General features: G+C 32.3%; 22 protein-coding genes and 7 pseudogenes. 18 read left to right on the top strand and 11 right to left on the bottom strand.

Going from position 1 to position 23,301, the window contains the following annotated elements:
- Window positions 1-113: 113 nt before the first annotated feature.
- Complete coding sequence (locus tag BG05_RS01570) at window positions 114-1,019, top strand: Rpn family recombination-promoting nuclease/putative transposase (protein WP_000070247.1); 906 nt, start codon at window positions 114-116, stop codon at window positions 1,017-1,019.
- A gap of 295 nt (window positions 1,020-1,314) precedes the next feature.
- On the opposite strand, the gene BG05_RS01575 is transcribed toward BG05_RS01570, so the two are convergent.
- Window positions 1,315-1,716, bottom strand: a complete 402-nt coding sequence (locus BG05_RS01575) for a PH domain-containing protein (protein WP_003192929.1) — start codon at window positions 1,714-1,716, stop codon at window positions 1,315-1,317.
- Between the two features lie 379 nt (window positions 1,717-2,095).
- Between BG05_RS01575 and BG05_RS01580 the strand changes: the two are divergent.
- A pseudogene (locus tag BG05_RS01580) lies at window positions 2,096-2,587 on the top strand (FtsK/SpoIIIE domain-containing protein); the annotation flags it as partial.
- A 22-nt stretch (window positions 2,588-2,609) separates the two neighbouring features.
- The gene (locus tag BG05_RS01585) at window positions 2,610-3,185 is read left to right on the top strand and encodes a replication-relaxation family protein (RefSeq protein ID WP_070813098.1); all 576 of its coding nucleotides are present in this window, start codon (window positions 2,610-2,612) and stop codon (window positions 3,183-3,185) included.
- A 295-nt stretch (window positions 3,186-3,480) separates the two neighbouring features.
- On the opposite strand, the pseudogene BG05_RS31395 reads toward BG05_RS01585, so the two are convergent.
- Window positions 3,481-3,606, bottom strand: a pseudogene (locus BG05_RS31395) (vancomycin resistance histidine kinase VanS); the annotation flags it as partial.
- 216 nt (window positions 3,607-3,822) lie between these two features.
- On the opposite strand from BG05_RS31395, the gene BG05_RS01590 reads away from it, so the two are divergent.
- The 3 genes and pseudogenes from BG05_RS01590 (at window position 3,823) to BG05_RS01600 (ending at window position 6,460) form a co-directional block, all read left to right on the top strand.
- The gene (locus BG05_RS01590; protein WP_003192940.1) at window positions 3,823-4,470 is read left to right on the top strand and encodes a lysozyme family protein; all 648 of its coding nucleotides are present in this window, start codon (window positions 3,823-3,825) and stop codon (window positions 4,468-4,470) included.
- A gap of 307 nt (window positions 4,471-4,777) precedes the next feature.
- Window positions 4,778-5,283 (top strand): annotated as a pseudogene (locus BG05_RS01595) (GNAT family N-acetyltransferase).
- A 244-nt stretch (window positions 5,284-5,527) separates the two neighbouring features.
- Window positions 5,528-6,460: a transglycosylase SLT domain-containing protein gene (locus BG05_RS01600; protein WP_016127866.1), complete on the top strand. Its 933-nt coding sequence runs from the start codon at window positions 5,528-5,530 to the stop codon at window positions 6,458-6,460.
- Window positions 6,461-6,877: 417 nt separating this feature from the next.
- Here the strand turns inward: BG05_RS01600 and BG05_RS01605 are convergent, their stop codons facing one another.
- The gene (locus BG05_RS01605; protein WP_003192945.1) at window positions 6,878-8,305 is read right to left on the bottom strand and encodes a serine hydrolase domain-containing protein; all 1,428 of its coding nucleotides are present in this window, start codon (window positions 8,303-8,305) and stop codon (window positions 6,878-6,880) included.
- Window positions 8,306-9,276: 971 nt separating this feature from the next.
- Here BG05_RS01605 and BG05_RS01610 point away from each other — a divergent pair.
- The 6 genes and pseudogenes from BG05_RS01610 to BG05_RS01630 all read left to right on the top strand — a co-directional run.
- Window positions 9,277-9,897 (top strand): DsbA family protein, encoded by a 621-nt coding sequence (locus BG05_RS01610; RefSeq protein ID WP_003192947.1) that lies wholly within the window; start codon window positions 9,277-9,279, stop codon window positions 9,895-9,897.
- 294 nt (window positions 9,898-10,191) lie between these two features.
- Window positions 10,192-11,013 (top strand): MBL fold metallo-hydrolase, encoded by an 822-nt coding sequence (locus BG05_RS01615; protein WP_003192949.1) that lies wholly within the window; start codon window positions 10,192-10,194, stop codon window positions 11,011-11,013.
- 4 nt (window positions 11,014-11,017) lie between these two features.
- Window positions 11,018-11,410 carry a nuclear transport factor 2 family protein gene (locus tag BG05_RS01620; RefSeq protein ID WP_003192952.1) on the top strand — a complete coding sequence of 131 codons (393 nt, stop codon included), beginning with the start codon at window positions 11,018-11,020 and terminating at the stop codon, window positions 11,408-11,410.
- Between the two features lie 153 nt (window positions 11,411-11,563).
- On the top strand, window positions 11,564-12,088 hold the full coding sequence (locus BG05_RS01625; RefSeq protein ID WP_003192960.1) for a nuclear transport factor 2 family protein: 525 nt from the start codon (window positions 11,564-11,566) through the stop codon (window positions 12,086-12,088).
- A 262-nt stretch (window positions 12,089-12,350) separates the two neighbouring features.
- Window positions 12,351-12,571: pseudogene (locus tag BG05_RS32260) on the top strand (hypothetical protein); the annotation flags it as partial.
- Window positions 12,563-13,229: pseudogene (locus BG05_RS01630) on the top strand (methyltransferase domain-containing protein); the annotation flags it as partial. The pseudogenes BG05_RS32260 and BG05_RS01630, both read left to right, overlap by 9 nt.
- A 383-nt stretch (window positions 13,230-13,612) precedes the next feature.
- Here BG05_RS01630 and BG05_RS32275 read toward each other — a convergent pair.
- Window positions 13,613-13,741: a ribbon-helix-helix domain-containing protein gene (locus BG05_RS32275; protein ID WP_215567967.1), complete on the bottom strand. Its 129-nt coding sequence runs from the start codon at window positions 13,739-13,741 to the stop codon at window positions 13,613-13,615.
- A gap of 70 nt (window positions 13,742-13,811) precedes the next feature.
- Here BG05_RS32275 and BG05_RS01640 point away from each other — a divergent pair, with 70 nt between their 5' ends.
- The gene (locus BG05_RS01640) at window positions 13,812-14,090 is read left to right on the top strand and encodes an AbrB/MazE/SpoVT family DNA-binding domain-containing protein (RefSeq protein ID WP_003192967.1); all 279 of its coding nucleotides are present in this window, start codon (window positions 13,812-13,814) and stop codon (window positions 14,088-14,090) included.
- Between the two features lie 316 nt (window positions 14,091-14,406).
- Here the strand turns inward: BG05_RS01640 and BG05_RS01645 are convergent, their stop codons facing one another.
- From BG05_RS01645 to BG05_RS01655, 3 genes are all read right to left on the bottom strand, one after another.
- Complete coding sequence (locus BG05_RS01645; RefSeq protein WP_003192969.1) at window positions 14,407-14,634, bottom strand: hypothetical protein; 228 nt, start codon at window positions 14,632-14,634, stop codon at window positions 14,407-14,409.
- Between the two features lie 162 nt (window positions 14,635-14,796).
- Window positions 14,797-15,252, bottom strand: a complete 456-nt coding sequence (locus tag BG05_RS01650; protein WP_016127871.1) for a CDI toxin immunity protein — start codon at window positions 15,250-15,252, stop codon at window positions 14,797-14,799.
- Entirely contained in the window at window positions 15,242-15,745 is a 504-nt protein-coding gene (locus BG05_RS01655; protein ID WP_003192974.1) for a hypothetical protein, read from the bottom strand. Before BG05_RS01655 ends, BG05_RS01650 begins: the two co-directional genes overlap by 11 nt.
- A 233-nt stretch (window positions 15,746-15,978) precedes the next feature.
- Here BG05_RS01655 and BG05_RS01660 point away from each other — a divergent pair, with 233 nt between their 5' ends.
- Together BG05_RS01660 and BG05_RS30445 are read left to right on the top strand one after the other, a co-directional pair.
- Window positions 15,979-16,341: a hypothetical protein gene (locus BG05_RS01660; RefSeq protein WP_016127872.1), complete on the top strand. Its 363-nt coding sequence runs from the start codon at window positions 15,979-15,981 to the stop codon at window positions 16,339-16,341.
- A gap of 264 nt (window positions 16,342-16,605) precedes the next feature.
- A complete protein-coding gene (locus tag BG05_RS30445; protein ID WP_103458512.1) occupies window positions 16,606-16,857 on the top strand; it encodes a DUF3892 domain-containing protein in 252 nt (83 codons plus the stop codon).
- 514 nt (window positions 16,858-17,371) lie between these two features.
- Here BG05_RS30445 and BG05_RS01675 read toward each other — a convergent pair.
- The gene (locus tag BG05_RS01675) at window positions 17,372-17,698 is read right to left on the bottom strand and encodes a hypothetical protein (protein WP_003192985.1); all 327 of its coding nucleotides are present in this window, start codon (window positions 17,696-17,698) and stop codon (window positions 17,372-17,374) included.
- Entirely contained in the window at window positions 17,698-18,792 is a 1,095-nt protein-coding gene (locus BG05_RS01680; protein ID WP_003192987.1) for a response regulator aspartate phosphatase, read from the bottom strand. The genes BG05_RS01675 and BG05_RS01680 overlap by 1 nt, the downstream gene beginning before the upstream one ends.
- Window positions 18,793-19,168: 376 nt before the next feature.
- Here BG05_RS01680 and BG05_RS01685 point away from each other — a divergent pair, with 376 nt between their 5' ends.
- Entirely contained in the window at window positions 19,169-19,603 is a 435-nt protein-coding gene (locus tag BG05_RS01685; protein WP_003192989.1) for a hypothetical protein, read from the top strand.
- 371 nt (window positions 19,604-19,974) lie between these two features.
- Here the strand turns inward: BG05_RS01685 and BG05_RS30885 are convergent, their stop codons facing one another.
- On the bottom strand, window positions 19,975-20,112 hold the full coding sequence (locus tag BG05_RS30885) for a hypothetical protein (protein WP_016127876.1): 138 nt from the start codon (window positions 20,110-20,112) through the stop codon (window positions 19,975-19,977).
- 308 nt (window positions 20,113-20,420) lie between these two features.
- Here BG05_RS30885 and BG05_RS01695 point away from each other — a divergent pair, with 308 nt between their 5' ends.
- Window positions 20,421-21,128 (top strand): IS6 family transposase, encoded by a 708-nt coding sequence (locus tag BG05_RS01695; protein WP_041867967.1) that lies wholly within the window; start codon window positions 20,421-20,423, stop codon window positions 21,126-21,128.
- A gap of 798 nt (window positions 21,129-21,926) precedes the next feature.
- On the opposite strand, the pseudogene BG05_RS29030 reads toward BG05_RS01695, so the two are convergent.
- Window positions 21,927-22,276, bottom strand: a pseudogene (locus BG05_RS29030) (Replicase RepFR55); the annotation flags it as partial.
- Window positions 22,277-22,402: 126 nt separating this feature from the next.
- Between BG05_RS29030 and BG05_RS31405 the strand changes: the two are divergent.
- Window positions 22,403-23,301: pseudogene (locus BG05_RS31405) on the top strand (hypothetical protein).

A 23,301-nucleotide genomic window follows, 5' to 3' on the forward strand; every position in this document is an offset into this window, starting at 1 on the left:
TCATTTTTTTGCACCGGAACTGGTAGTTCACTATAAGAGCTTATTTGCATCTATACCTTGATTTTATGTACAATAAAGATATAGATATTATCTGGAACAGAAAGAGGGAAACGATGTCTAATCCATTAGTAAATTTACGTATTGATTTTGCATTTAAACAGTTATTTGGAACAAATGGGAATGAGGACATCTTAATCGCTTTTTTAAATGCTATGTTAAAAAATTCTTTGGAAGCACCTATTGTTTCCCTACAGTTAGAAGATCCACATTTACATCGAGAACATGAAGAAGATAAATTATCGATTTTAGATATTTCGGCTACATTAGATATAGGAACAAAGGTAAATGTAGAAATACAGCTGAATAACAATCATGATATGATTAAACGCAGTTTGTATTATTGGGGAAGGTTGTACACTTCTCAATTGCAAAAGGGCATGCCATATAGTTCACTTCATAAAACGATTACAATTAACCTGTTAAACTTTGTGATGTTTCCTGAATATGAAGCATTTCATACAACAGGCATCCTTTGGAATCAGGAACAACAAAAGCTATTAAGTGACGATATAGAAGTTCATATAGTAGAGATTCCAAAGTTAATGCAGCAATGGCGCGAAGAGAAAGTCAATCCGTGGGAAGATTCGTTTGTTCGTTGGTTATTATTATTACCTGCGAATGAAGATGAACATCTCACACAAACATTGGAGGATATTGCTATGAACCGAGATCCGATTTTACAAAAAGCAATGAATAAATGGGAACGTATGAGTCAAGATTCTTCTTTCCGTCAAGCATATGAAGCAAGAGAAAAGGCCTTAATGGATGAGGCAGCAAAATTTGCTCATGCAGAACAACAAGGAATTAAAAAGGGAATTAAAAAGGGGATTGAACAAGGTGTTGAGCAAGGAAAGATGCAACTCATTCGAGGCATGCATAAAAATGGTGTGTCTGTAGAAGATATTGCAAAGCTTACAGGATTACCAGAAATAGAAATACAACGATTTTTGCAGAGCTAGTTCTTAGAGAAAGCATTTTATCCAATAGAATGCTTTCTCTAACTCTGCCTGAAAAGAAGATGAGGTGTCTCAATCTTCTTTTTCTATTTTTAGGGGATACGGAAACATTACTATCAAGCTAATGAAAACGAAATACTCCAAAACCGAAAAAAATGAGAGTATCTCATTTTTTTCGGTTTCTGACAGAAGACTCCTTCCTCAAAAATATAAAGGTGTGAAACACCAATTTAAGGTGGGAGATGAATATCAGTAGGCGTAAGGCTTCTTCAAATAAAAACCTATTTGTCTCTTATCTTTAACTATACTTCTTTTCTAATTTTATTAGGTTTTTCTTCTGATTCGATAAGCCTATTGTAAAACTATTTGCTTTAATTACAATATCTCCCCTGTTACCTGTTGAAGTGACAGTTATCTTAGTCCTAAACAAACCTTTCTTAACTTTCACACTTCCTATATCCTTCATGTCTATACACTTTATATTACCAGTAAACTTACCACTCAGTGATATTTCTAATACCATAAATCTTTTATCGGTAAAACATATGATTAAATGCTCAAGGTCTGTCAATGCTCCAAGGCCGTATGTAAAATACTCTGATGCTGATGGTGTTACATAGGAGTAGAAATAGTAAAAGTAAGTTTCACCTTCTATTTTTAATTCTTCGAATAAATCGTCTAAGTACTTGTTTGTTAACATCTTAATCCCCCTGTCTTATTTGAGCCTAACCGTTACATTAGAAGTCTTTCATAGGAACACATCTTTTCTGTCACAATTATAAACATATCATCTGTAAACCCGATCTTCCAGAATAGACCAATATTTTGATTTACCTTTTTTATAAACAGTTAATCTTCTTTCAAAACGGTTAAACTTTGTTATAAACGATTAAACTGTATTTCAAATCCACACTTAAATTTGGTCTGATAATTTTAAAAAATCTTCTTCTGTAGCAATCGCATCTTTTTAAAATTCACTCATATATTCCAACTCGTTTCGGGATATATTTTGATTATATTTAAATACAAGTAGATTCCAAATTAAAAAGAAATTGGTAATTATATTATCCATTATTTGTATTAAGAATTATGAAGTGAATCATATTGATGCGTACAACAAATTGAATCTCGATAATCAAAAACCATATATTCTACTTGCTATCGATGAAGTAGCCATGCTGAAAGATGAAAAAGAATGTATGTCTATAATTGAAAAGGTTTCAGCAATTGGCCGTTCACTTGGAGTGTTTCTTATGCTTAGTATGCAACGGCCAGATGCAAAGGTGTTAGATGGTAAGTTAAAGATTAATTTAACTGTAAGAATTGGATTTAGATGTGATAGTGCACTTAATAGTAATATCATGGGTACCCCTGGTTCAGAGCATTTAGAGCAATCGGGTCAAATGATTTTAAAACGAAATGGATTAAAGAAAGTGCAAGCTCCTTATTTGGAATTAAGTAAGGCGAAACGAATTGTTGAACCATATCGCATGCAAAAAAAAGAGAGAATGCTCCAAAATCCTCAACAAGAAGAAATCCCTTTATTCGGGGTGTTAGATGATGAAGAGTAGAGATAAAAGAATTTTGAATGATTTGAAAATATTTAGGTGCATGTCCCGTGATGATATTATTGACTTGCATTTTCAAGGGTTAAAGAATGCGGTAACTTGCTGTAATACAGTTATGAAACGATTAAGAAGAGATGGTCATGTTGATGCTAACGTATTGCAGCACCCATACATTTATTTTCCACAACCCAGCTCTATCAAAAAAACGAGTCAAAAAATTCCTCATTTCCTTGGTATTGTGGACATATACAAACAACTCGTTCATTATGAAAATCCTAAACTCTTCGAAGTTGAACCAAAGTATGGGAAAGAATATATGGAACCGGATGCTTTTACAATATGGCGTAGATCGCCATTCTTTATTGAAGTTCAAAAGTCAGTGTACAGTAAAAAGATAATGCAAGATAAGATAAATAGATATGAGTTATACTTCCATAGCCAAGAATGGCATAATGAATCTTGGCAACCGAAAACTTCTAAATTCTTTCCTTCAATCCTTATCATTACTGACAAACATTACGACGTTCAATCTTCTTATTTCCGTGTATTCCAGGCGAATTCCATAGAGAGTTTTATAAAAAATTTAGCGGTAAAATCATAAAGAAAGCCTGCATAGTGTAGAACTGTTTCTTTTCAATAATGTATTAAGTCATGTGTGATGATGATTGTTAGACGGCAATAAATGCGTAGAGTAAATTTGAAGCAAGTTATGAAATAGTAAAAAAATGAAGAAAGTAAACCTTTAAATAATTTTCAATGGTTAAGCGAATATCTCATTGTATAGCGCTAAGGGTGATAATATCTCAAGTATGAAATAATTAGTTATTTGTGACGGCGGATTCTCTTACGTGGAGGGTTAGCCGTTTTTTATTATATTTTATCTCTTAGTTTTCTATATAAAGTATATTAAAAAGATAGGGTAAATCTTCTTCTGGAATGATACCTCCAAAATTAATAACTTGTACGATAATCTCTCAATTATCACTAAACCCATTCATATCAACAAGTTGTCCCACATATCCGTTTGTACCAATACCTTTTTAATGTACGCATAAAAAATGACCTTTATCTTATCTTTATCTTATCTTTACCTTATCTTTAAATTTTTATATTAAACTTTAAACCTTAAAGTATTGTTGTTTGAGTCTAAAAAGGAGCGGGAGATAGATATTAATTACATATTTTGTAAATAACCAATTACCTTTGAAAAATAGGATTTCTTATACGAGGAGGAATATATGAAGAATATGAGTAAAATACGAATTATTATATTATTGTTTATTAGTATTTTAGGTTTAGGAACAATGCTTGGAATACTATATCTTAATCATAAAACCAATATTCAACAAAATAAAGCGCTAGCTACCGAAAAACGTTTATTGCAATATGAGCCTACATTGAAAAAAGAATTAGAAAAATATAATTTAGGAGAGAAAACAGCAGTTTTATTAGGAATTATGTACCAAGAGAGTAGAGGGGAGGGAAACGATCCTATGCAGTCTTCTGAATCACTTGGATTAAAGCCAAATGAAATTCAAGAGACAAGCTTGAGCATTGAACAAGGGGTAAAGCACTTTGCTAAAATGTACAAATATGGAACGGACAAGGATGTTAGCATGGATACAATTATTCAAAGCTATAATATGGGGCCAGGGTATATTGATTTTATTGCTAGTCAAGAAGTTAAACAACACTCGGAAGATTCGGCTAAAAAGTTTTCTAAGATGAAAGTTGATCAAAATCCAGCGATGTACACTTGTGGTGGAAATCAAAATAATTTTAGGTATCCATATTGTTATGGTGATTTCACATATGCATCAAAGGTGAATGAAAAAACAAAACTTATTGAAGAACGTCTTCGAAATGTACATGACTCTTCTAAATAAGCTGTGGAATTAAATATAATGATACCGTCAGCTTTTAATAATAATATCTAAGAAAAAAACTAGTTTTTTCTTAATTCACATAATTTTCGAAATTAAAATCTATGGATGTTAATATTTGTTATATAATGTATTTGTCAAAGCATTACCCCTGTAGTTTCTATGATGAATCTGTAAGATAGTTTGTTTGCCCCGTATATTCATCTTAAACTAAAAAGAACTTGTAGAGATTCCTACAGGTTCTTTTTGTTTTAAGGGTTATATGTGGATTTAAAATATAGTTACAATTTTTTGAGAGGGGAAAAAGTACATGTTTGTAAAAGCAGAAAGGTTAGTAATACGAAAATTTGAGTTCAAAGATTGGCAAGCTGTCCATGAGTATACATCAGATATCAATGTTATGAAATACATACCTGAAGGGGTTTTTACTGAAGAAGATACAAGGAACTTTGTGAATGAAAACATTGGTAAAAATGCTAAGAACTTTCCTGTGGTATTAATAGATGAAGATATCCTGATTGGTCATATAGTATTTATAAATGTTTTGGTGAGCATACCTATGAGATTGGTTGGGTGTTCAATCCAAAATACTTCAATAAAGGATATGCTTCTGAAGCAGCACAAGCTACATTAAAATATGGCTTTAAGGAAATGAAATTACATAGGATTATAGCTACATGTCAGCCACAAAATATCCCATCATATCGAGTGATGGAGAAGATTGGAATGAGAAGAGAAGGCTATTTCAGAAAGTGTATACCACATGGGAATGAATGGTGGGATGAATATTATTACGCTATTTTAGAAGAAGAGTAGTGTCTCAGAACGCATTATTTAAAGTGAAACTCCTATCCCTAAATAGGCAAGTTGACTAACGTTAGTAGGATTCTTGCTACCAAAGGCGAAGTCCATTTCTGCTATCGCTGACGTGCAAGACCGTGGTGTCCCATTACCACTCTCGTGATTGACCCTATGGGTTCTTAAAATATAGAATATTAGAAATATATTATGATAAAATGTGTATAACTATAAATTATTAAATAGATTGGAGAATACTAGAATGAAAGTACAATTACTAAGAATAGGGATATTGGCTTGCTTCATGATATTTTGTTGGTCCTATGAAGATGTCTCTGCTGCATCTACGTGTGAGCCATATGGTGAAATTAAGCCGAACCAAAATCCCTCTCGTCAGCACATAAATTGCCTACTAACGAACGCAGCATTAAAAGAAAATGTTCCTCCTGAGGTTGTAAAAGCAGTAGCTACACAAGAAAGTGGATGGAAACAATTTGATGGAAACGGCCAGCCAATCATAGCGCAAGATGGTGGAATTGGGATTATGCAAATTACCAATCAACCTCAGTTCGATCAACAAAAGTTAAAATATGATATTAATTATAATATTGAAGCAGGTGTTAAAGTTCTTCGTAGTATGTATCAGCGAACAGATCTTCCTAAGGTAAAGGCTGCTGGACCAGAAGTAATCGAAAACTGGTACTTCTCTGTTATGGCTTATAATGGAACAAAGCCTGCAAACAGTCCTTTGTATAAAGCTACCGGTCAAAAAAATTTAAATGCTTACCAAGAAAAAGTGTTTTCTATTCTAGAACAATACAGTTTTTTAAATGATACAAAATTGGGGCAGTTTCCTTTCAGTACAGCTGATTTCGAATATGATCCTAACACGAGTAAAAATATTGTATTTAAAAAGAAGGAGTACATACTAACAAATCCATATTCTTCTATCTATCACCTAAAAACAGGTGATCAAGTACTTGTAACAAGAGAAGGAGTAAATTTAAGATCTAAACCTACTTCCGCTTCAAGTGGGAAACCGTTAAGTAAAAATACGAACTTGATTATTCAAGGAAACGCTGCATATGATGAATCTGTAGATAGTAGCAATCAGTTTGTATGGTATCCAGTTAAAACTGCAGATCAAAAACTAGTAGGTTATATTTCTTCTGCATATATTATGAAAAAAGTATAATTTTAAATCAAACGGTGAAGATAATCACTGATAAAGATATGGTAGTGATAGAAGAAAAAAATAGCCAAAAGTCGTAGAGCGTTTAAGAGAGTAAATAAAGACTCTCTTTTTTTTGCTTTTGTATTTTTATAGGTATCCATATACATTGAATAAGGAAATCCCCACGCTGCAATTGTGCAGAAATAATAAAGTTGTTTAATTTACAATAAAGTCATTTAAAAAATAATATAGTTGTTTAAAAATCCTTATTCCACGAACGGAGCAGGTTAGTGGAAGCAATAGTAATTAGGTTTGACTGGGAAAATTGTCGATGATATTAAAAAAGACACCGAAGTGTCTTATGTTTTTCAAATTAAGCATACCGATAAATTGAAATTTAATTACTTAACATTATGCTTATCTTGGGAGCGTGGTATTTTATCGGTGAGTGTATACAAACCATGTAATGCTTGCTGTTAATAATGCTGACGAAATCAAAGCTGTAAGAACACTATATGTTTGCCAAATAAGTATTGTTGACCAATCTAAAGCACAGCACAGTATACCCAGGGCAATCGTAGCGATCAGGAAAATAACTGTTACGGTTATTCTCTTTTTTGTCATTGGCTGCCGCTCATTCGTTTTCCTTCTGCGTAATCCTAAGAGAAATAGCAAAACGGCCAATAGGCAAAGAATAATTGTGATAGACGACAAAATGATATCCAAAAGCTGTGTGCCGCTTATTTCATATGACTGAGTTAGATTGCCTTCTAATATATCTTTAACTTTTAGTACCATGTTTATATTGGTATTTGCGCCGTTGCTCAGCAAGGAGACGGCTGTTCGTTCATTTAGCAGTATCGCTACTTCGGTTCTGAAATTTGGATTGCCCCCAGTGTGTTCTATAATCGTTTGTTCGGCGTTTACGGACCAGCCTGCCGCATAATACATACCGTTGACAGCCGAAACAGACATATCACCCCTATGTGATTTTTTGATAACCGTGTGAAATATTTCGGGTATGTCCTGCACGATACCCATCTGTATGCCCATCCAACGCGCCATATCTTTTGTATTAGAAATGATGTAGCCTGCGGGTTTATTCCCAGCATAATCCGGAGCTTTAAATGGAGTTGTCATAAAAAAGGAAGAACGGTAGCCCTGTGCCAACTGTCCAGTGGCTTGAGCATCTTCTTTATAAACATACGTCTGGTGAAGACCTAACGGCTGAAATACCTGTTCCTTCATAAAGTCTTCATAGCTTTGTCGCGACACAATCTCAATAACCAAACCCAATACGTCATAATTAACGGTTCCATAGTTATACTGTTCACCGGGAGGGAACGCCAATTCAGCATCCACGAGCATTTCCACAGTCTTTTGCAACATATCCGGTGTATTGCCTTGTGGAATATTTTGAGTATGCCTAATATTTGTTAGACCACTGGTATGGTGAAGAAAGTTATTTAGTGTAAGACTTTGCATATCAACAGGTTTCCCTTGATACTTTAACGTAAACCAAGGTAAATATTTTTGGACAGGGTCAGTCATTGAGAGCAGCCCTTGCTCTTCCAACAGCATAATACCCATACCGGTAAAAGCTTTACTGACCGAGGCTAACTCATAGAGTGTATTTTCACTTGCAGACAACCCCTTTTCACGGTCTGCATACCCTGAAGAAAAGTAGAACACTTCATCATCAGCAAGTATTGAGATTGACATTCCCGGCACACCTGATATACGACAGGCATCATCTAGCAACGCTTGTATTGCCGCAGATTGCGAATCTGACAACGCATAACTTTGTGTTGCGAATCCTGAGAATAATATAAATATCGTTAATACAAAAACAATAATCTTTTTCATAAACTCTCCTTTTTGGAAAATTATAAGAGAATAATATAAATAACCTCCTTTTACAACTACGAAACTAAATTTTAATTTATCTTTCTATTCACCTATATAATATCAAGTAATTGTGAAGAGTTACACTTAAACGAACAGATGTGTTAGTTCAATAAGAAGTAAACAGCTTTATTATTCATTTTTTAAGTATTATATAAACAGATGGATGTAATTTGAAACAACTTTAAAGAGCCTTGCTACGTAGAATGTAGTAAGGCTCTTAGCTTTTAATAATCAAAATTCAATAACTTTATTATCATTATACAGCAATCAAGCTAAGAAAAGCATAAATCCCCAAATAGTAAAATTGAGATCCCCAGAGTAATGCTTTGAAAAAAACTATGTACTAGAACTGGTACTCTGTCGGTAAGTCATGAAAGAGGTACTTATATTATTTGTTTTGTAAATTATCTTGAATTTGTTGTTCCATATTTACTAGTGATGTTTTTAGGGAATTACTAAGCTTTTTAACAAATTTAAGAACAAGAAGCCAGTTTTTAATAATAGAATTCTAAAAGCGTTAGGGTAGAAATTTATTGTTTATGTTAAAAAAGAATTGACTTCTACTATAGTTGTAACTAATATTGTTACATAAGGTTGTAATCGAATTAGTTACAACTAATTACTGCTTAAAATAAAAATATGATTTATATATTTAATTAAGGATGGTGGTCCACACGTTGCCACCCGGTGTAGAAAGTTACTAATGCATTCAAATTAATGCATAATCCCAACTTTAGTATTTTCTGATACGGGGCAATAATATGCAACGTAATCTTTTGTTAAAAACCTTGGTTAATCTTTCTTTGGAAATATTAGTTTTTGGGGAATATAGTAAGGTATCCCAAAAAGAACAAGGTATAAAAAGATGTACTTATATAAACCAAAAAGTTAGCTGAGCTAGATAATAAAAATAAAGGTAGGAGATTTAAATGGAGACAAAACAAGATAACCTTATTTACGTATGGGACGCATATTGCGGATGGTGCTATGGCTTTTCAGAAAGTATTAAAGGATTTTACAAAAACCACACTGAAGTGCCGTTAACAGTTTTATGTGGAGGATTATTTTTAGATGATTTACCAATAAAAAATTTCTCATATATAGAAGAGGGGAATAAAAGAATTAATCAACTTACAGGTGCAGAATTTGGTCCTTCATATCAAAAATTGGTGGAAGAAGGGACTTTTAAAATGAATTCGAAAGATGCTGCAATTGGCTTTTCAGCTTTACGCTCATTAGCACCAGACCGTTTGTTAGAATTCACTGCGGCTATGCAAAAAGCGTTTTATTATGAGGGCCAAAGTCTGAGTGATCCTGAAACATATCGTAAGATTGCAATTGAGCTTGGTTTGAATCCTAAACAAGTATTAGAACGTTTAAACTCTCAAGAAACAATAATAGATGCCCAAAACGACTTCAATAAAGTTCGACAGCTTGGTATTAATAGTTATCCTTCTTTGCTTTTACAAAAGGATAATCAAATTATCCCTATTGGTGGCGGGGTAATGACGCCAGATAAAATCGAAGCACGTTTTAAAAATTTATATTAAAAAATTTCAAGTTACAGTATATAACATTTAACGTTTTAAAAAAGGCTAGAAGTGGATGGACTTAAACCTTTTTATAACAGTCATAGTTTCAACTTATTTTTAAAAAGAGTCCAATTTTAATTTTTCTATTGACTATAGTAGCAAACATGTTAGCTTACGCCAACCGACATTCATCTCTCGCCTATTTGCTGGTGCTATCACACTTTTAGGTAAATTGAAGAGGGAACTTCTGTCGGAACAAGATAAAAATATGTTAACTAGTAAATAACTTTAACAAAAGGAGAATAACATTCTATGTTTAAAACAATCGATACAAATCAAAAAGATGTGAAATTGACGGTGTTTAGTTCAGACGAAAAAAGTTTTATGGTCACTGCAACCTTAGTTGAGAAAGCGGGACATGCATTTTTAATAAACTCAAAATTTACTCAATCTGATTCGAAAGAAATTGTTGAGTATCTGAAAAAAAACGGCTTATCTTTAGATAAAATTTTTATTATTCATGGAGATCCAGACTACTACTTTGGATTAGAGAGTATTAAAGCTGCTTATCCAGAAGCCATAGCGTATGCTACAGAGTCTACTGTTGAACATATTGTTCATTCTGTCTTAGGTAAATTAAAAGTTTGGAAAGGCGCCCTAGGAGAAAACGCACCAAGCAACGTAGTATTACCTCAAGTGTTTAAAGAAAAAACGATTGAGTTTCAGGGGTTAACATTTGAACTAGTAGGCTTAGATCATTACAGAACTAGCTTATTTAATAAAGAGCTAAAAGTATTAATTGGTGGTATTGATGTATTTAACGAAATACATGTATTCTTAGCGGATACTAGCTCAAAAGCGGCAATGGAGGCATGGATTGAAAACTTGAAAGTATTACAAGCATTAAATGCTGACATAATTGTACCTAGCCATGGATCAATTGAAAAATCTTTAAATAATCAGGCACTTACTGCAACTATGGATTACCTAAGAACTGCGGTTCAAGCTTCTGAGGAAAGTAAAACTTCAAAAGATTTTGTAGCGAAACTTGATGCAGCATATCCAGGCTATGCAAATAAAGGTGTATTAGAATTAAGTGCAAAAGTTGTAACAAAAGAAATGCCTTGGGGTTAATGCTATGAATAAATATCAGAAACTATTACATGAAACGTATGTGTTAACTGGCGAAGGAAAATTGGATGCTTTCAAAACGTATTTAAGTGAAAATGTATCATGGACAGAAGCTGCTGGATTTCCATATGCGGGGACTTATATAGGTCCAGATGAAGTGGTGAAAAATGTACATGAACGCCTTGGCACGGAATGGGATAACTATAGTGCAAAGGATGAAATTTATACATTTAATAATAATACTGTTATTGTTTATGGGAAATATAGTGGAACATACAAAGCAACAGGGAAATCGTTTATAGCAGATTTTTGTCATCTGTATGAGTTTGATGAAAACGATAAAGTTAAGAAGTTTATTCAAATTGTGGACAGTGCAACTGTTAATGAGGTATTAAGTTAGAGTTAATCATTTCTAACATGCCTTGTATAGGGGGAATTGTTAGGATAAACGAAATTTCCTAACATTACCCCTTACATTACATTTTTGAGAAGGTTTCTACTTCTCAAGCGTGTTATGGAAGATAATTTATATAATTAGAAGAGGTAGGTATAAATGAAATTAGAGAAAAATTTAGTAGTAATAATTATTTCTGTGTTTATTTTAGGAATTGTGTCGACTTTGATATTTCAAGCTTCCACCGGTAATAACAAAGGAAACTCAATAAAGAGTGAGAATGTTGCCTCAGTATCAAAAGAAGCGACAGAAAATGAAAAGAATAAAAAAATGGTAGTTGATTTCTATAATGAAGTTTTTAATAAACACAATATTGATATTATCCCTAAATATGTAGGCGAAGATTATCAGCAACATAATCCTTTTGTTGCTGATGGACGAAAAGCCTTTATGGATTTCTTTAAGGAGGATTTTGTTAAAAATCCTAATTCCTCTGCAGAGATAAAACGTGTAGTAGCTGAAGGAGATACAGTAGCTCTTCATGTACATTCTCGAGCTAATTCTCAAGATAAGGGAGTTGCTATAGTCGATATATTTCGTATAAAGAATGGTAAGATTGTTGAACACTGGGATGTAATTCAAGAGATTCCAAATGAGGCAGCTAATGATAATACAATGTTTTAGGTAGAAGATATATCTAATAATTGTTTAATTGATAGAGATGTATAGGATTTAGAAATTTAGATAAGTAAAGGGGATGTCCTAGGCATGGTACTAGGACATCCCTTTTTGTTTTAACGAGATTTAATTTACTATTATTTATAGAGTGCTTATTTCATGTATTTTCTGATAACTTAACGCTAAAACTACACAGTTATTAAATTAGATAACCGCATTAGTTTGTAAGAAAGGATGAACGTGATCCAGCAAGATATGCATCTATAGTGATGTGGATTTAGGTAGGGATGCTGAGGGTAGTATCTATGAAACGCTATTTGATGAAGATTTGGCAATATTACAAGCAATGCCGATTCCAGGAGAATCCGCTTTAATGCTGGGCTAATCTAAGATTGGTAGCAAATTTTTATTAAAAGAGCTTCTTATCTTAGGTAAGTATGGAAAATTAACTTATAATAAAGAAAAAAATCTTGGACTTCTTCCGGCGGTGGTGTCATGCTAGACATGATTGAAGAAGAGATCGGGGATAAACGAATCTACGGTATCGATATTTCGGAAAACGTGATTGAAACGTTGAAAAAGAAGAAGCAGACCGAGGGTCGTTCTTGGGACGTCATTAAAGGGGATGCAATCAACTTAAGTAGCTCGTTTGATAAAGAATCGGTTGATACGATTGTATATTCTTCTATCCTACATGAGCTGTTCTCTTATATTGAGTATGAAGGTAAGAAATTCAATCATGAAGTAATTAAAAAGGGTCTGCAGAGTGCCTACGAGGTGTTAAAGCAGGGAGGTCGTATTATTATTCGTGATGGCATCATGACCGAAGATAAAAGGTTAATGCGTGTGATTCATTTTAAAGATGCGGGCGGAATGAAATTCTTAGAGCAGTATGTCCATGGATTTAAGGGTCGTATAATCCAATATGAGGTACTTGCAGATGTTTGGAATATTTACGCAAAACGACTATAAGGATTTCGTAAAGGGTATCTTTGGAGATAAAGTAAACATTGTTCAAGCTAGGAACTATTTGCAGGATGGATATATAAGCCATCTTAGCGAGAAAATCGAGTTTAAAGATGAGTCTGGGAATGCAGTTGTGCTACCGGATAGTACGTTCTTTATGGTCTTAGAAAAGGTGAAGTAATGGGTATTGGTACAAATAAAGTATAAAGGGGTAAGGGGAAATAAAAATCTTAGAAATGCAATACACAAAGGAAGATAGACCATCTTTACAATCTAGGGTTGTCGAGTGCTGATGATACGTTTTGTATATTCATTAAAAAAACCCTAATATTTGTTAATTCAATTATATAAGACTGAAAAATCGCTGGGAAGCGGTAAATAAGGATGAATTGTATAAAAATGAGGTTTGATTTGAAAACGGCTTTCCAAATCGGTTTATTTTGCGTTTTGATGAAGTAGTTAATACAATAGGTCTTATTTATTATAAAAAAACATGTAAAGATAGATACAGGCTTTACAGATGTTTTTAGGTTTTTTAGGGAAAATAAAAAGGGTACTCATTATTTATGATTTAAATTCTTTCTCTATGAGCTGGCGCATTGCTTCATTTCGATTCTTAAGCCTATTTTCATGCCAATAATTTTCTATTTGTTCCACTTGTTCTTTTGTAAATGTAACTAAACTTTCAGGTATGGGGAAAGCTTGTTATAATAGTAGAGAATAACTTAGGTACAATTGATATTGAAATGGGGAAAGATGCTAGATGAAAGCAACCGGAGTGACTAGAAAAGTAGACGATTTAGGGCGTGTGGTAATTCCAAAGGAACTTAGAAATACGCTAGGTATTAAAGAAAAATCACCATTAGAGATCTTTGTAGAAGGTGAAGACATTGTTTTACAAAAATATCAGCCCGGTGGTGTTTGTGCATTAACAGGAGAGATATCAAATCGTAACATATCATTAGCAAACGGTAAGATAACATTAAGTCCAGAAGGTGCCGAACTATTAATAAAAGAAGTAGAACAGTACCTTGTAAAATAAGTGGCTCCTTTGAGGGGCTTTTATTAAAATTAATATAGTAATTTCGTGTATCGTAATATTTATAAAAATATTTACTAAAAATAGAATCATTTCCATTCTTTTTTGTCGAAATTTAGTTAGTGTATATTTTCGTATCGATTATAGATAAACAAAAGCTAGAGGAATTTATCGAATTCTCTGAACGAAAATTGCATGAGGAACATATGTAAAAAGGAAAAAAAAATAAAAAGGCTAGTTAGTTCATTATAAGAGCTAACTAGCCTTTTATTTACTAAAGTAAAACTTGATAAAGTAAATAACTCTCGGCTAATCCCCACTAATCACTCTCACCTGAATACACTTTTAAGTTTTCCATTGCTATAGATATGGCATGTTTTTCTGTATCAATTAACGATAAACCCTGCTTAATAGGAGCCCAATACTCATATCCGTAATCCTCAAACCACGCAAAAACTTCTGTAGTGTAAAAACCATCATATCGTTTGATAACTTGAACTTTGTATCTTTTACTTGTAGAAACAATCTCTTTAATGATTTCTTTCATTGTCTATCTCCCTCTACCTTTTATCCAGAGTGTTACTACATCAAGAATATAGATGATGAAAGGTATTTTGATTGCATAAGGTATTTATATTAAGTTTACATAACACATCAATATCAGTATCAATAAATCTAGAAACAAAAAAATTTCTTTGTATGTTGGCTGTTAAATACGGTTTTTTCCAAAACCAATCATGATTTCACCTTCATGGTAAAATTCTATAACAAAATTATTTGGACAAAAAAGATAAGTGTCGCTACCAACCGCCGTTACATCGTCAATATTATGTAATATATCGTTTAAATTTGGAGTAGGTCCAGTACTCCATAGGATATAGACTTTACTTTCCAATGGGATAAGATGAGATATTTGATCCATGGAGTCAATGGCATGTTTAAGGGAAACCTTATTCCAACTGATTCGTCCCCACCATTCAAAAGGGTAAGAGTCATTTAATAATTTGTATATTTCTGATCCTATTTCAGGAGCTAATTCTTTAGTTCCAGCACCTAACACGCAGACGCATTCATCATATAAAGCACCATGAGTAGGTTTATGCTTTTTTCTATTTGCTTCAAGAAGTTTTAAGAGTCTTTGAGACCTGTTGTTTTTATTCATCATCCAGCCCACCATAAGGTAAATGAAAATATATACTAAAATCTTTATAAATAGATAAAAACCTTTTTATTTCTTGACTAATATCTTCTAGATTCCCATATATATTATCTGCGGCTAAATTAATTTCTTCATTAAAATTATACAGCTGTTCATCTACATAATCGAATCCCTCACAGCAATTATAATATATCAAATTAGATATAAATGGTTTTATTTTCAATACATTTTCTTCATTTATCATAAATTTCTCCCATAACAGTCCCAGTATAATTTTTATGGGTAATTTTTTATCATACGTTCCTTTTATGTTTTTTAATTTAGATACAATATCAACTAACTTATCATTACTGGATAAAGAAACTTCTATAATTTCAATAGAAGGACTATCTAATGTTTCAATTGTATGATCAGCCCACTCGATTACTTCAGTTTTTGAAAATAAACCAATTTGTAACCCTATCCTCAAAACCTCAGCTATTACTTTTATATTAACCATATATATAACTCCTTAGAATTTTTGATAATTATACACCACAGTAACTTAAGCCTCAAACAGGGTATTGATATTTGGATTAAAACCAAAAACTAAGATAGAAATTCACCTGGAGAATAAATTATACTTTCAGTTGCATAAGAAAAATATTTGTTAAACAAAATAGTATAATTTATAATTTCAAGGACAGGAAATAAGGGAGAGAAATTGAGTTATCTAGTAGAGGAGGGTGTTATATGTATAACTGTAATCAATGTGGAACAGAAATGATTATGCAATTACAAGACAGATATAGAGAATTTTGCCCAAGATGTGAAGGCCTTAGACCAAGTAGCTTAGTATACTATAATTTATATGAATTACTAGATTATATGGAAGCAAACAATTATATGAATAAAGAAAATATGTTACATAACTTTCTAAAATGGGAGTTTGAGTTAACGAAGGGAAATATATTTAAGTTATATTTAGATGTAGATAGATATGATAACCCTGATGATGAGGATCTTATAAAACAATTAGAGGTTTATATGAAGGGGATTCGATTAAAATTAAATGTTAAATATGAGGATGACTATATCTGGATTAAGGTTAATTAGATGGGATGCTGCGTGTAATGGGTTTCATTTTAAATAGATAGTAAGAAATCGAGTGGAGATTAATAGTGATGGAAGATTTGCAAAAGGCAGTAATTAAATTTCGAGTTGATAATTGTTATAGTAATTATTTTGATTTATATTTTTTGTACTTTCGCTGGAGGGCTTGCAATAAAAGATATTCCAGAGTTATTCAAGACTATTCCAACTCTATTTCAGACTACTGTTACTATTTTAGTTGTATTTTGGTTTTTTATAGGAGGGGCAGTGGGAGTAGCAAAAATAATGTCATTAATTACTGATTCAAAGCCACATGAAGGATGTAGCACGGATAGTGATTGTTTACGCAAATATGGTGATGATTCTAATGAAGAAGATGATTATCCAGAAGATAATGGTGGTAAATCCAGTCCGGGTATACATTCAGTAGATGGGTATTATCGAAAGGATGGAACATATGTTGAGCCCTATATTCGAAGCAATCCTGATGGAGACCCTAGTAATAATTTAAGACGTTAATTGATAGAAGACATTTAACGATGCTCTATGTTCATGAAACAAAAGTTAATGGCGTCATATTACTGAAATTGAAACCAAGTTGCAAGAAAAAATGGTGATTAAAACGTTAGCAAAAGAAGAAGTGCAGTATAAAACTCCTAGACAGATTCTTCTCAAGCATGTTAATCGGTATTCCGTAGTTATTCACGGTACCATTTGGGCAAATAAAGGTTGGCAATAACTTTGCAGTCATCTTGTAAACAAGATAAAGAAAGGGATTAATTTGAAATCTCGGAGAACTATCGCAAGAGAAACTAATGCTAGGGCTTCGTATACAAGTGTTATCAAAGAAAAGGAATTTCAAATCATTATTCCTGCAATGGTAGGAATGTGCAAGAGTAGAGGTGTTAATGTTTCGGATATTATGATAGATGCCCAAGAATTATTACAAGAACCCGCGATTTAATTCGCGGGTTTTATTTTTACAACGAAAAAAGAACGCCTAATGTAAGGGTTAGGGCGTTCTTTTTGTTTGTTAAATTATTGTTTCACCATGTGTGTTCGTAGGTGCAGGCGGTCTTCCATGGTCGTAAGCAGGTGCACCAGTATTACCATCAGCTATACCCCAAGGTTCCCCGTGTGTGTAAGATGGAGACCAGCCTTCTCCATGTGTATATTCAGGAGAACCGCCAGTATGACCGTGACTGTAAGCTAAATCAGGTCTTTGAGGTGACCAGGTATCGCCTATATTTACTGCTATTAGTTTTTGTTTCGTTTTTGCTATTTCATTTGTATGTCCTAATCCTAAAGATGTAATTCCTAATACGGCTAATCCAGCTATTGTTAATCCAATCTTTTTCATTACTTTAACGCCCCTTTTTCTTCATATTTTCTTCTTGCTTCATTACTCATATAAAAATACTTACTAGCTTGTACATGATTTTCTTCTTGATAGAATGCATTTGCTAAAATTTCAGTGTATTCTTGCACGCAGTCCCATAGTTTTTCTTTTTTAAAGTAAGAAATCCCTTCTAAAATTTCTTTTTCTAAAGATAATGCGGAAGTTTTATTATTTAGTTCTTTTAGAATCATAAAATGAGGTAGAAGTTCTTTATTTTCAAGTTCATTACAAATACGTAGACCGTTTTCAATCAATTCTTCGGCAAGAGTATGTTCGCCTAATTTATAATACTCACGTGCTTCTACAAAAATGGCTTTGAAATGTTTAGGTTTTTTTTTCGTCACTTCGGATACATGTCGAATTGCTAATTTTGAAAGATTTTGATTTGCGTATAACCACGCTAAGTTGTGTCTTAGTCTAAGGACTAAAGATTCTTCATCGTGTTTCCGTAGAATATCTAATGCAGAATTAAGATTAATTTCTGCTTGTTCAAATTGTCTTAAATCTATGCAAGATAGCCCGTAAACATTGTCACATGCAGCTAAATTAATTTCGTAACCTGCATGTTTAGAGAATATATCTTTAGCCTTCGTTACATATTGAATTGCCACTAGGGGTTGGTATGTTTGATAGTGGAATGAAGCAATACGATAATTAAATTCCGCAAGTTCCATTTCATTTGGTACGTACATTAAAAGTTTTTCAGCTTTTTCAAACTCATCTCTAGCTTTAGTGTAATTTGAAATCATTGCTTCGTGCATGGCTTTGAAGAAGTGATAATAATAGGATAGAAAGCTATTTTCGGGTATATCGAAGGAATTAATTTTATTAAAACTATCTTTTGTGATGCTAAGTCCATCTGTTAATACTGTATATCTAAAATTTAGTAACGAATAATATAGTGATAAGTGTTCATCTTTCTTGGTATTGGAAAGTCTATCTTCTATTTCTTGTTTTAAGTTTGTTGCTTGCATATTTTGTTGTGACAACATAGAGTGATACCATTCGTTTAGTAATTGCGTAATCTGTTTATTATCTTGTGTATGAACGTTCATGAAGTCCCCTCCCGTTTTTGAATATTCTTATAATTAAGAATAACAAAAATGTAATTCAATGGAAATGTGATTTTTATATTTCTCAACATTTATCTAACAATTTAATTTCCATGATTAGAGATTGGATATGTTAGCGAATAAGCTTTGATTGTAGATAGACAAGGTAAGGTTCCTTGTCTTTTTTGTGTTTCAGTGCCGTCATTCCATATAAATAATAATTTTTATCAATATAGTGTCACGTTTTGTGCGTGTAGAGACGAATAGACCGAGTGAGAGATAGTTCCTTTCCTGTCTTAGACATTCATAAATACAACATTTTTTGTAGTTTTGTCACAACAAACTTGAAAATATTTCTAAAAATTATGGGGGCGGCAACATGAAATTATACAAAAGAGAAAAGAAAACACATATTCAAATACAGCAGGAAGATAAGTTGGAACGAATAAAACGAATTTATAATGATAAAAAAGTAAAGCAGGTGCTTGCGGTAGAAAAGACGTGGGATAAGTATGTAATGCTTCGATTGGAAAAAGGAGAAGATGCTTTCTATATCATATTTAATGATTATTTAATAAGGTCTTTGATGCGATCTACTCTTAATAAATTTGAAAATGCATGGAAAAACAAACGGGTTTTCCGAGATGATTTTGAAAGTGTGTTTTGGGAGAAGTTATGGCGTATCTACCAAGAACATTCGTGGAATGATGAGTATTACTTATATGAAAAAATCAGAAAATCATTCGATTGTACGGGCAATAATTCTATTACTAAAAAATTGGAACAGCCTATAGTGGTGTTAAGCGTGCAATGAAAAGAATAATAGATGAATTTAAATGAATAAAAGATATTGATTCATTCGCAATCTAGTCGCTATCTGAACGAGAAAATAAGGAAGTTAAAAATAAAATATCAATTTTATTATTAGTTTATAGAAGGAAGGGGAAATCAAATCTATTTTTACGGATGGGATTTTCCCTTTTATTTATATTTCACGAGATAAGATTAATTATGAAATAAAGTTATTGAGTATGATGAAAAATAGATTTTTAGATTGGCCTGTATGACCTTTTAGAAGGTTAGTTAATAGGATTATATTTAAAGTTAATAAAATTTAACAGAGAGTCATTGCAGGCTTGTAGTGACTTTGATGGATTTTGAGTTATAAAATTTACCTTTTTTACATTAATAGTCTATTGGAGCTTCGTTACCTGTTGTGTTGTAGTATTCATCGTACATTTTGTCTAGCAGCTTCCATCTTTCCTCGTTGCTTAAATTTTGGATAGCTTCCATAATTTCTTCCGCAGTTTTTAATTCATTCAAATTTCCCACCGCCTTTTTGAAGTTCAATATCAATTATAAGCATTACTTGAAAATAAATTATCAATTTACCAATATTACATATATAATACATTTTTTGTATAATATTATTTATATAAGGTATTAAATGAGTGTAAGATGGATAAATAGAGATTTTAGTAAAAGCGTAGAAAATCATAATTATTTCTGGGGGCTTTAAGATGGAAGTATCGGTAAAGCGGTTCTGGTGCAAAAATCGCAAGACTCTTGCAAGTAATCTCCTAAACTTGGACATACTGATAGTATGACTCTAAAAAAGGTGCGTGATCAGTATGGAAAAAGAAAATTTATTTAAATGGAAGCATTATCAGCCTGAACTCATCTTATTAACAGTAAGGTGGTACCTACGGTACAATTTGAGCTTCCGTAACCTGGTGGAAATGATGGAGGAAAGAGGATTATCAATTGCTCACACAACAATTATGCGCTGGGTTCATCAATATGGACCTCAATTAGAAGAGAAAGTACGACATCATCTTAAATCAACAAATGACTCGTGGAGAGTCGATGAAACCTATATTCAAGTAAAAGGTCAATGGATGTATTTATATCGTGCAGTTGATTCAGAGGGTTATACAATTGATTTTTATCTAAGTAAATCAAGAGATAAACAAGCAGCCAAGCGTTTTTTCAAGAAAGCCTTGGCTTTTTCGTATGTTTCTAAACCTCGCGTGATAACAGTGGATAAGAACCCTGCTTATCCTGTAGCGATTCAAGAGTTGAAAGAAGAGAAACATATGCCTGAAGGCATGCAACTAAGGCAAGCTAAATATCTCAATAATATAGTGGAACAAGACCACCGGTTTATTAAAAGGCGAGTTCATTCTATGTTAGGGTTAAAGTCGTTTAAAACAGCAATTTCTATATTGAGTGGTGTTGAAGCCATGCATATGATGAAAAAAGGACAACTTGTTTTACTGGACAAGTCTGTCCAAAATCAAAAACAATTTATTCATAAACTGTTTGGTTTAGCTTCATAGGCTAGAAATGTAGAGGAAATTGCTACTCTAGGTTTCTAACTAATATTTTTGCACCAGAACCCTTGAAGATACTGATGGTATTATTTTAAAAAAGGTATGTACTCAGTATGAAAAGGAAAATTAGTTCAAATAGAAGCATTATCAGTATGAACTAAAGGGAAGAGATATATGAATTGTTCAAACAACAATTATAAGCTGAGTTTATCCATATAGACCTTAATTAGAAGAGACAATGCAATATCATCTTAAATGAACAAACAACTCATGAGGAGTCGATAAAACCTTTATTAGAGTAAACAGCCAATTTATTTTGCCGAACAAGTCTGTCTAAGATCAAAAACACTTTATTCATAAAATGTTTGGTTTAGCTTCATATGCTAGAAATTCACAGGATTCTTTTTATATATTGAAAATATGCTAAGCTTCCTGAAAAAATGACAAAAAATATAGAATATTATATTTAATAAATCTTGTTTTAGAAATTAAAATAAATAAAAACATTAGAATTAATTTTTCACCTTTCATACTTACTACAGCAAGCTATTGAAGATTTAAGCTTAGTAAATTTCAAAGTTAATCCATTGGTAAATAAATGAATATTCAGTATCTATCAAATGTAATTTCTATAGTAGAGTTACCTGGAAACTGATAATAGTTTACAGAAAACGAGTACGGCTATTGAAGATTTTTTTGTTGAAAAATACTAAGATTATAGAAAACTATAAGAAGATATGAAAAATAACCTTGCTATATATAATTATTTTAAACAAGGTTATTTTTCATTGGATTTTTTAAAATTTATCTGTTCTCTTCTAAAAAATTAAAGAAAACAAACTTACGATTATTATTTGCATCCAAAAGCGAGTTTGTCCTTTGGGTATTACGTTTTCTACGTTCTTAATTCTGTTTAGATTTTTGATTAAAAATCTTTATGAAATGCACAGGATTGCAATGGTTTCAGCTTTATTAAACTGAAACCATTGCAATCATTCTTCAAAATCCCATCTTGTGAAGCGATCGATATCAGATGGCAGTCTTAAAGCAATTATGTACGCATCATTTTCGGAAAGGTATGTTAATTCTTGACTCAAAATGTAATAATATGCTTTTTTCTGATCATCACTTAAGTAATCGTTTAAGTCATGTAATATCGAGAAGAAAAAGTCAATAGTGTGTTACGAATCATCTAAAAAAAGAAAAGGAAACATGGCGAGTTACAAGTGTAGAAAAACTCAATATGAAAGTTTTATAACAAAAAAAGGTGAGGTGAGAGTGTGATAGGTACAATCAGTAGGAAGAGTGAAAGAATCAATTTGAGAAGAAATAAGTCGTGGATCTACCTAGCAATTATCAGCTTTCTATTTTTAGGTTTTTCCGCTTTCTTCACATCTAAAATTTACATGCCGAACGATGAAAGACTATTCCATACGGCAACAAATAAAGTAATCAAGTTGTCGGGAATGGGGAAATTGATTGTAGAACAAAGGGAGTATAATCCACATAAAAACTTCATTGAAATTCGATTTCGGATAGAAGGATATGAGGAAACAGAATTTACGTTTCAGGCACAAGAAAAAGCAAAACCAGGTGTTCAATTACCTGTCAAAGTGTTGTATGAAGAGAACGGAAATTACGTGATAGAAGTCAAAGAATTATCTCCAAATTGGAGAGCGTTAACTTTAGATATATATAATAAAAAACAGTGAAAAAGAACAAATGGATATTCGCAAATTCACACAAGATGTTAACGAATATGAAGATGAAAATACAAGTACAAAGAGTCACAATAAACTTGTTCAGACGATTTTTACCGATCAAAGAAAAATAAAAGCAAATGATGAATTGTTAGCTGAAGATAAAAAAACATATGAGATAGATTTTATAGAAAGAGACAAGAAAGATTTAGAAACAAAGATTAAATATTATGGGAAGGTAATCAAGCGTGAAGAAGAAAATGGGAAGACAGTTTATGAGAAAGTAAAAGAACTAAAAGATGAAATGAAGTACCAAACCGGAGCGGAAAAAACGAAAACCCAATCGAAAATATCATCTTTAGAATCCAAAATAAAATCATCAGAAAAGAACGTTGAATTGTTTGAAGGAGAGTAAAAAAAATGCGAGAGATAAGATCAAAAAATTAGAGCAAAAGGCACAAGAAATTAATAAAAATTGA

It is taken from the genome of Bacillus mycoides (assembly GCF_000832605.1).
In the GTDB taxonomy this organism is placed as follows: Bacteria; Bacillota; Bacilli; order Bacillales; family Bacillaceae_G; genus Bacillus_A; species Bacillus_A mycoides.

Excerpts from the sequence above, each read along its gene's own strand:
- BG05_RS01570 (WP_000070247.1), top strand. The coding sequence starts at position 114 with ATGTCTAATCCATTAGTAAATTTACGTATTGATTTTGCATTTAAACAG.
- BG05_RS01575 (WP_003192929.1), bottom strand. The coding sequence starts at position 1,716 with ATGTTAACAAACAAGTACTTAGACGATTTATTCGAAGAATTAAAAATA.
- BG05_RS01590 (WP_003192940.1), top strand. The coding sequence starts at position 3,823 with ATGAAGAATATGAGTAAAATACGAATTATTATATTATTGTTTATTAGT.
- BG05_RS01600 (WP_016127866.1), top strand. The coding sequence starts at position 5,528 with ATGAAAGTACAATTACTAAGAATAGGGATATTGGCTTGCTTCATGATA.
- BG05_RS01605 (WP_003192945.1), bottom strand. The coding sequence starts at position 8,305 with ATGAAAAAGATTATTGTTTTTGTATTAACGATATTTATATTATTCTCA.
- BG05_RS01610 (WP_003192947.1), top strand. The coding sequence starts at position 9,277 with ATGGAGACAAAACAAGATAACCTTATTTACGTATGGGACGCATATTGC.
- BG05_RS01615 (WP_003192949.1), top strand. The coding sequence starts at position 10,192 with ATGTTTAAAACAATCGATACAAATCAAAAAGATGTGAAATTGACGGTG.
- BG05_RS01620 (WP_003192952.1), top strand. The coding sequence starts at position 11,018 with ATGAATAAATATCAGAAACTATTACATGAAACGTATGTGTTAACTGGC.
- BG05_RS01625 (WP_003192960.1), top strand. The coding sequence starts at position 11,564 with ATGAAATTAGAGAAAAATTTAGTAGTAATAATTATTTCTGTGTTTATT.
- BG05_RS01640 (WP_003192967.1), top strand. The coding sequence starts at position 13,812 with ATGAAAGCAACCGGAGTGACTAGAAAAGTAGACGATTTAGGGCGTGTG.
- BG05_RS01645 (WP_003192969.1), bottom strand. The coding sequence starts at position 14,634 with ATGAAAGAAATCATTAAAGAGATTGTTTCTACAAGTAAAAGATACAAA.
- BG05_RS01650 (WP_016127871.1), bottom strand. The coding sequence starts at position 15,252 with ATGATGAATAAAAACAACAGGTCTCAAAGACTCTTAAAACTTCTTGAA.
- BG05_RS01655 (WP_003192974.1), bottom strand. The coding sequence starts at position 15,745 with ATGGTTAATATAAAAGTAATAGCTGAGGTTTTGAGGATAGGGTTACAA.
- BG05_RS01660 (WP_016127872.1), top strand. The coding sequence starts at position 15,979 with ATGTATAACTGTAATCAATGTGGAACAGAAATGATTATGCAATTACAA.
- BG05_RS01675 (WP_003192985.1), bottom strand. The coding sequence starts at position 17,698 with ATGAAAAAGATTGGATTAACAATAGCTGGATTAGCCGTATTAGGAATT.
- BG05_RS01680 (WP_003192987.1), bottom strand. The coding sequence starts at position 18,792 with ATGAACGTTCATACACAAGATAATAAACAGATTACGCAATTACTAAAC.
- BG05_RS01685 (WP_003192989.1), top strand. The coding sequence starts at position 19,169 with ATGAAATTATACAAAAGAGAAAAGAAAACACATATTCAAATACAGCAG.
- BG05_RS01695 (WP_041867967.1), top strand. The coding sequence starts at position 20,421 with ATGGAAAAAGAAAATTTATTTAAATGGAAGCATTATCAGCCTGAACTC.